General features: G+C 72.3%; 5 protein-coding genes and 3 pseudogenes. 2 read left to right on the top strand and 6 right to left on the bottom strand.

The features are described from left to right. The 3 genes and pseudogenes from AC2W7J_RS13745 to AC2W7J_RS13735 all read right to left on the bottom strand — a co-directional run. Positions 1-274, bottom strand: a 274-nt coding sequence (locus AC2W7J_RS13745; RefSeq protein ID WP_485983068.1) for a hypothetical protein, incomplete at its 3' end; no start/stop codon positions are given. Positions 275-361: 87 nt separating this feature from the next. After that, positions 362-946, bottom strand: coding sequence for a DegV family protein (locus tag AC2W7J_RS13740; RefSeq protein ID WP_485983066.1), 585 nt, complete (start codon positions 944-946; stop codon positions 362-364). Then, positions 855-1,214, bottom strand: a pseudogene (locus AC2W7J_RS13735) (DegV family protein); the annotation flags it as partial. The gene AC2W7J_RS13740 and the pseudogene AC2W7J_RS13735, both read right to left, overlap by 92 nt. 34 nt (positions 1,215-1,248) lie before the next feature. Between AC2W7J_RS13735 and AC2W7J_RS13730 the strand changes: the two are divergent. Further along, positions 1,249-1,713 (top strand): carboxymuconolactone decarboxylase family protein, encoded by a 465-nt coding sequence (locus AC2W7J_RS13730; RefSeq protein WP_485983064.1) that lies wholly within the window; start codon positions 1,249-1,251, stop codon positions 1,711-1,713. Positions 1,714-1,726: 13 nt separating this feature from the next. On the opposite strand, the pseudogene leuS reads toward AC2W7J_RS13730, so the two are convergent. From leuS to AC2W7J_RS13715, 3 genes and pseudogenes are all read right to left on the bottom strand, one after another. Next, positions 1,727-4,626, bottom strand: a pseudogene (gene leuS, locus AC2W7J_RS13725) (leucine--tRNA ligase). A gap of 69 nt (positions 4,627-4,695) precedes the next feature. Beyond that, the gene (locus tag AC2W7J_RS13720) at positions 4,696-5,691 is read right to left on the bottom strand and encodes a DUF2804 domain-containing protein (RefSeq protein WP_485983062.1); all 996 of its coding nucleotides are present in this window, start codon (positions 5,689-5,691) and stop codon (positions 4,696-4,698) included. A 7-nt stretch (positions 5,692-5,698) separates the two neighbouring features. Further along, positions 5,699-6,325: a hypothetical protein gene (locus AC2W7J_RS13715; RefSeq protein ID WP_485983060.1), complete on the bottom strand. Its 627-nt coding sequence runs from the start codon at positions 6,323-6,325 to the stop codon at positions 5,699-5,701. A gap of 30 nt (positions 6,326-6,355) precedes the next feature. On the opposite strand from AC2W7J_RS13715, the pseudogene AC2W7J_RS13710 reads away from it, so the two are divergent. Further along, a pseudogene (locus AC2W7J_RS13710) lies at positions 6,356-7,199 on the top strand (amidohydrolase family protein). Positions 7,200-7,336: the final 137 nt, after the last annotated feature.

The following is a 7,336-nucleotide window of genomic DNA, read 5'->3' as shown; positions in this document are numbered from 1 at the left end:
GTCCGGCTCCGCCGTCCGGTCCCCGCTCGCCGCTACCGCCCTGCCGGCTCGTCGTGACGGGCTGGGGGCGCGGCGTCCTGCCGGGCGAGCACGGTGCGCCCGGCGAGCATGGCCACGGCCACGGCGAGACGAGCGCGACCCCGACGATCGCCTGCCGACTCACGCCGTAGCGCCCGCCGGCGAGGGTGGACGGCAGCTCCAGGGGTCGCGGGTCACGCGACTCGTCGAGGATCTCGGCGACCCGTTCGGAGGGCTCGGAGGTGCGTCGGCTCATGCTCCCGACGCTAGGCAGCACCCGCCGTCACCGGCCGCGCCCGAGCGGACCTGTGGACCGGCCCCCTTCGGCCCGGGGGCTTGTGGATCAGTCGCGCGGACGCGGGCTGACGACGACGCCGATCGTGCCGAGACCGACGTGCGCGCCGATGACGGCGCTCATCGGCGACAGCTCCACCGGGCCGGCGATGCGCTCGGAGAGGGCGGCGGCGAGGGGCTCGGCCCGCGTGGCCGCGTCGACGTGGTGCACACCGACCTCGACCCCGTCGGCCCACGCGGGCAGCGCCTCGCACTCGGCGACGGTCAGCTCCTGCAGGCGGGCGATCGCTCGCCCGGCCGTGCGCACCCGCTCGAGGGGCTCGACGTGACCGTCGACCATGTGCAGCACGGGCTTGATCGCCAGGGCCGAGCCGAGCAGCGCCCGTGCGCCCCCGATCCGTCCCCCGCGGTGCAGCCGGTCGAGGAGTCGACGACGATGTCGACGACGTCGAGCGCGCCGCGCTCGCCCTGCTCGACGACCTCGTCGACCGACCTGCCGCGGCCGCGTCCCGCGCGGCGGCGATGACGGCGAAGCCCAGGCCCATGCCCACGAGCCGCGAGTCGACGACCCGCACGGGCACCGGCGCCTCGTCGGCAGCGGCCCGCGCCGCCTCGACCGTGCCCGACAGCCCACCGCTGATGTGGACGGAGACGATCTCGGTGGCGCCCCCCTTCGCCGCCTGCTCGTAGGCCCGCAGGAAGGTCGCCGGAGCCGGCCGCGAGGTGTTGATCTCCGCCTTGCGACGCAGCGCCTCGATGACGACCGAGGCATCGACCCCGTCTCCCTCGATCCGCTCCCCGCCGTCGATGACCAGCTGCAGCGGCACGACCCTGATGCCGTGCTCGGCGACGACCGCCGCGGGCAGCGTGGCGGTCGAGTCGGTGATGACGGCGGTACTCACGGGCCGAGACTACCGAGAGCCCTAGCCTGTGGTCATGGCCGACACCGACCGACTGCCCTACCTCGACACGTCCCTGCCCGAGGCGTGGAAGGCCCTCAACGCCCTCGCCCTCAAGGTCTCCGCCGCGGCCGAGGCTGCCGGCCTCGAGCGCGAGACCGTCGAGCTGATGAACGTGCGCATCTCGCAGCTCAACGGCTGCTCCTTCTGCCTCGACCTGCACACCCGGCAGGCGACCGAGGCCGGGGTCACGGTGCAAAAGCTCGCGCAGCTGCCCGCGTGGCGCGACTCGACGCTCTTCGACCCCGTTGAGTGCGCCCTCCTCGACGTCGCCGAGGCGACGACGACCCTGCCCGACCCGCAGGTGCGCGGCGAGGCCCTCAGCACCGCCCGGTCGCTGCTGGGCGACGAGACCTTCGCCGCGGTCGAGTGGGCCGCGGTGACGATGAATGCCTTCAACCGGGTGTCGATCCTCTCCGAGCACCCGGTGCGCGTCAGGTAGCGCGCGTCAGGAGCTAGACCGGCACGACGTTGACGAGCTTGGGCGCCCGGACGATGACCGTGCGGATGCCGCCCTCCGTCGCCGCCCTGACCTTGTCGCGGCCGAGGGCGAGCTCACGCAGCTCGTCCTCACCGATGTCGGCCGGGACCTCGACGCGGTCGCGGACCTTGCCCTTGATCTGGATGACGCAGGTGACGCTCGCCTCGACCATCTTGCTCTCGTCGGCGACGGGGAAGTCCTCGTGCGCCAGCGACTGGGGGTGCCCCAGACGCGACCACAGCTCCTCGGCGAGGTGCGGGGCCACGGGGGCGACCATGAGCACCAGCGGCTCGATCGCCGCGCGCGGCACCGCGTCGAGCTTGGTGAGCGCGTTGTTGAACTCGATGAGCCGGGCGATCGCGGTGTTGAAGCCGAGCGAGCCGTAGTCCTCGCTCACCGCCGCGATCGTCTGGTGCAGCAGCCGCTCGGTGTCGGTATCGAGGGCGTCGTCGGTGACCCGCAGCTCGCCGGTCTCCTCGTCGACGACATTGCGCCACAGGCGCTGCAGGAAGCGCTGGCTGCCGACGACGGCGCGGGTCTCCCACGGCTTGGATTGCTCGAGCGGCCCGAGCGACATCTCGTAGACGCGGAAGGTGTCGGCGCCGAACTGCTCGTACATCTCGTCGGGGCTGACGGCATTCTTCAGCGACTTGCCGATCTTGCCGTACTCCTGAGTGACCGGCTCGCCCTGCCAGGTGAAGCTCGTCGAGCCGTCCTCGCTCTGGCGCTCCTCGACCTCGGCGGCCGGCACCGGCTGGCCCCGGTGGTCGCGGTAGGCGTGCGCCTGGATGTAGCCCTGGGAGAAGTACTTGCGGAAGGGCTCCTCGCTGCTCACGTGGCCGAGGTCGAAGAGCACCTTGTGCCAGAAGCGGGCGTAGAGCAGGTGGAGCACGGCGTGCTCGACACCACCGATGTAGAGGTCGACGCCGCCCGGGTCACGGGTGCCGGCGGGGGCGCCGGGCACCGGCTCGTCGCGCGGGCCGACCCAGTAGGCCTCGTTGGCCGGGTCGACGAGCGCCTCGGCGTTGGCCGGGTCGAGGTAGCGCAGGTAGTACCAGCACGAGCCGGCCCAGTTGGGCATCGTGTTGGTCTCGCGGCGATAGGTCTTGGCCCCGTCGCCGAGGTCGAGCTCGACCTCGACCCAGTCGGTGGCGCGGCCCAGCGGCGGCTCCGGCTCGCTGCTCGCGTCGTCGGGGTCGAAGGTCCGCGGGCTGTAGTCGTCGACCTCGGGCAGCTCGACGGGCAGCATCGAGTCCGGCACCGCGTGCGCGACGCCGTCCTCGTCGAAGACGATCGGGAAGGGCTCGCCCCAGTAGCGCTGCCGGGAGAAGAGCCAGTCGCGCAGCTTGTAGTTGACCGTGCCGCGGCCGACGCCCTGCTCCTCGAGCCAGGCGGTGATCGCCGCCTTGCCCTCGGCGACCGACATGCCGTCGAGCGAGATGGAGTCGTTGGTGGAGTTGATGATCGCGCCGTCGCCGCCCCACGCACCCTCGTGCCCCTCGGGGGCCTGCACGGTCGGGACGATGTCGAGACCGAAGGCGGTCGCGTAGTCGAAGTCTCGCTGGTCGCCGGACGGAACGGCCATGATCGCGCCGGTGCCGTAGCCCATGAGGACGTAGTCGGCGACGAAGACCGGGATGCGGGCACCGTTGACCGGGTTGGTCGCCCAGCCGCCGGTGAAGACACCGGTCTTGTCCTTGGTCTCGATCTGGCGCTCGACGTCGCTCTTGCGGCCGGCCGCGTCACGATAGGCCGACACGGCGGCGAAGGGGGTGTCCGCGCCACCGGTCCACGCGTCGAGCGTGCCCTCGGGCCAGCCGCCTGCGGGACCAGCGCGTCGACGAGCGGGTGCTCGGGCGCGAGGACCATGAAGGTCGCGCCGAAGAGGGTGTCGGGGCGCGTGGTGAAGACGTCGATCGGGTGCTCGGACCCGTCGGCGGCGGTCGCGGTGAAGGTCACCTGCGCGCCCTCGCTGCGGCCGATCCAGTTGCGCTGCATGGCCTTGACCTTGTCCGGCCAGTCGACGCGGTCGAGGTCGTCGGCCAGGCGGTCGGCGTAGGCGGTGATGCGCATCATCCACTGGCGCAGGTTGGCCTTGAAGACCGGGTAGTTGCCGCGCTCGGAGCGACCGTCGGCCGTGACCTCCTCGTTGGCCAGGACGGTGCCAAGACCGGGCGCCCAGTTGACCGGGGCGTGGCTGGTGTAGACGAGGCGGTACTCGTCGAGGACGTCGGAGCGCTCCTTGGCCGACAGCTGCGACCAGGTGCGGGTCTCCCCCTTCGGCAGGGGGCGCTCACCGGACTCGAAGGCGGCGACGAGCTCCGCGATCGGCCGGGCCCGGCCCAGACCGCCGTCGGGCCGCACGGCCTCCTCGTCGTACCAGGCGTTGAAGATCTGGCTGAAGATCCACTGCGTCCAGCGGTAGTAGTCGGGGTCGATCGTCGCGAAGGCGCGCCGGTCGTCGTGGCCGAGGCCGAGGCGGCGCAGCTGCCGCTTCATCGTCGCCATGTTGGCCTCGGTCGTCACCCGCGGGTGCTGACCGGTCTGCACGGCGAACTGCTCCGCGGGCAGGCCGAAGGCGTCGTAGCCGAGGCAGTGCAGCACGTTCTTGCCGAGCATCCGCTGGTAGCGGGCGTAGACGTCGGTCGCGATGTAGCCCAGCGGGTGACCGACGTGCAGGCCGGCGCCCGAGGGGTAGGGGAACATGTCGAGGACGAGCATGTGGCCGTCGTGCTCGCGCACGCGCTCCGGCTCGGCCCACGGGCCGGCGGGGTTGGGCGCGCGGAAGGTGCCGAGCTCCTCCCAGCGGTCCTGCCAGCCGGTCTCGATCCGACCGGCCATCTCCGCGGTGTAGCGGTACGGCGTCTCGCTCATCTGTGGTGCTTCTCCCGGGGTCGACGTGTGCGGCCCCAGCCTACGTGGCGCGCGAGGCGCGCCACTCACTCACCACTTGTTGTGGACCTCCTCGCACCACCCGACGAGGTCGACGAAGGGGGTCCGCCGCCCCTGGTCGTCGGTGAAGGTCCCGGACCAGTGCCCGAAGGCCTGGTCGGTGTGCGCGGCGACGACCCCGGCCTCGGTGTGCGTCGACTTGAGGTGGAAGGGGGTGAAGGTCGCCTCGAGCCCACCGCCGGTGACCCGCCAGGGCTCGCGCCAGCGCCGCAGGTCGTAGGCGAAGTCGAGCTCGACGGGGATGTGGTGCAGCCGACCGTCGACGGTCACCGCATTTTCTGTCGACCCGGTGCCCTCGGTCCACCGGCCACCGACCTGCAGCCCGACGGTACGGCCGTCGGTCGTGCCGGACCCGGCGCCCCAGTTCCACCGCACGTTCCACGGCCACCGGCCGCGGCCGTGGTCGAGGACGGCCCAGCTGCTCCCTTCGTCGAGGATGGTCGTGACGCCGTCGAGGGTGAGGTGACCGGTCGCCGGCCGGGCGACGTCCTTGACGGTGTACTGGAAGCGCCGATCACTCCAGGGCACGACGACCGCGAGGCGTTCGTGGCCGGTGGGCAGCGCTGCGGTGACGTCGACCTCGGCACCGGCGATGCGTGCCCGCAGCCGGGTGCCGCCGGGCACCTCGTCGACGGCGATGTCCATCCCTCGGGCCCGGCCACGCACGGGTCCTCCCGCGAGGTTGGCCGGCAGCCGCACCCCACGCGACGGCACGAGCGTGGCCTGGCGGTGCCACTGCCTGCCGGTCGCGATCTCGAGGACCCACACCTCCTGGACGGCGGCGTAGTCGATCGAGGCGACGGTGAGGCCGACGACGTGGGTGGGCGTCATGACGCCCCAGTACTCCCAGCGCTTCGTGCGACCGCGGCCCCGGCCCATGCCCGAGGTGTCGACGAGCGGCTGGCGGGCCCACCCGACCGCTGCGGGGTCGAGGCGGCCGTCGGGTCGGGTGAGGCGGACCGGGGTCGTGATCTCGGGCAGTGCCATGGGACTCCTACGGTCGGGTCAGGTCGAGCACGAAGTGATCGCCCTCGGGCGCGAACCCGAGGCGGGCGTAGTAGGGATTGCGCATGCCCGACGGCGTGCGCACCCGCGTGTAGCCCCGCCGGCGGAAGGGGCCGTCCTGCCCGAAGACGAACTCCCCCGGCGTGCGGTCGCGGTAGCGGGCGGTGACGTGGTCGAGGACGATCCGGGCCTCCCCCTTCGCCCCGGGTCGCACGACGACCACCCCCACGGTCTCGTCGCCGGTGAGCACGAGGTAGCAGTCGTCGTCGGCGCTCGGGTCGTGGACGAAGCCCGGCTGCCAACGCTCGATGTCGTCCGCGTGCACCCGCAGGACGTGCCGCAGGTAGGTGTCGTCGGCGGCCACCTCGAGGACCTGGTAGGCGCGCCCGTCGTGGCGGTCGCGGTGCGCCCGCACGAGGTACCAGACGTTGATCGCGGCGAGCACGACGTTGAGCCCGACCATGGGCCACACCCCGACCGCGCCGTTGTAACCGATCAGGACGAGGCAGCCGAGGAGGTTGATCCACCGCAGCCGGTGCAGGTTGGTCTGCAGCAGGGACACCACGAGGACCGCGGAGCCCACCCAGCCGACCACCTCGAGCAGGGTCGAAGTCATCGCCCGAACCTACCGGCCTAGGGTGCCGTCATGGAGCCCTTGCACCACGCGCCCATCATCGACATCCACACCCACTTCATGCCGCAGCGGGTCCTCGACAAGGTGTGGGCCTACTTCGACTCCGCCGGTCCGCTCACCGGCCGGCCGTGGCCGATCACCTATCGCACGGACGAAGGGGAGCGCCTGGCGACGCTGCGAGCACTCGGCGTGCAGGCCTTCCCTTCGCTCAACTATGCCCACCGGCCGGGCATGGCGCAGTGGCTCAACGACTGGTCCACCGACTTCGCCGCGCGAGTGCCCGAGGCGATCCACTCGGCGACCTTCTACCCGGAGCCGGGTGCGGCGGAGTACACGCAGGCGGCGATCGAGGCCGGGGCCCGCATCGTCAAGGTGCACGTCCAGGTCGGCGACTACCCGCTCGACGACCCACGTCTGGACGAGGTCTGGCCGGTGCTCGAGGCGCTCGCGCACGCCGATCGTCATGCACGCCGGCAACGGCCCGGCGCCGGGGCGCTTCACCGGGCCGGCCGCCGTGCGCGACCTGCTCGAGCGGCACCCGCGCCTCGTCCTCGTCATCGCGCACATGGGGATGCCCGACTACGGCGACTTCCTCGACATCGCCCGCGCGCACCCCGACGTGCACCTCGACACGACGATGGCCTTCACCGACTTCACCGAGGCTCTCGCCCCCTTCCCCACCGACCGGCTCGACGACCTGGCCGAGCTCGGCGACCGGGTGCTCTTCGGCAGCGACTTCCCCAACATCCCCTACTCCTACGAGCACGCCGTGCAGGCCGTCACCGACCTCGGGCTCGGCGACGACTGGACGCGGGCCGTGCTGCACGACAACGCTGCCCGTCTCCTCGGCGGGTGACGTCGGGACGACTCAGGCCGTCGTCGGCCGGTGCAGCACCGCCCGCAGCACGAGCCCGGCCACGAGGGCCCAGAAGGCCGCGCTGACCCCCGGCGACGGCGGTGCCCCGACGCCGCGACGGCGAAGGTGACGACGGC

It is taken from the genome of Janibacter sp. CFPM2_SD2, from assembly GCF_057364645.1.
The sequence above is the reverse complement of the archived record's forward strand: the minus strand, read 5'-3'. Positions and strand labels throughout refer to the sequence as shown.

Bases quoted from the DNA above. Each gene is read 5' to 3' on its own strand.
- AC2W7J_RS13730 (WP_485983064.1), top strand. From the start codon at position 1,249: ATGGCCGACACCGACCGACTGCCCTACCTCGACACGTCCCTGCCCGAG.
- AC2W7J_RS13720 (WP_485983062.1), bottom strand. From the start codon at position 5,691: ATGGCACTGCCCGAGATCACGACCCCGGTCCGCCTCACCCGACCCGAC.
- AC2W7J_RS13715 (WP_485983060.1), bottom strand. From the start codon at position 6,325: ATGACTTCGACCCTGCTCGAGGTGGTCGGCTGGGTGGGCTCCGCGGTC.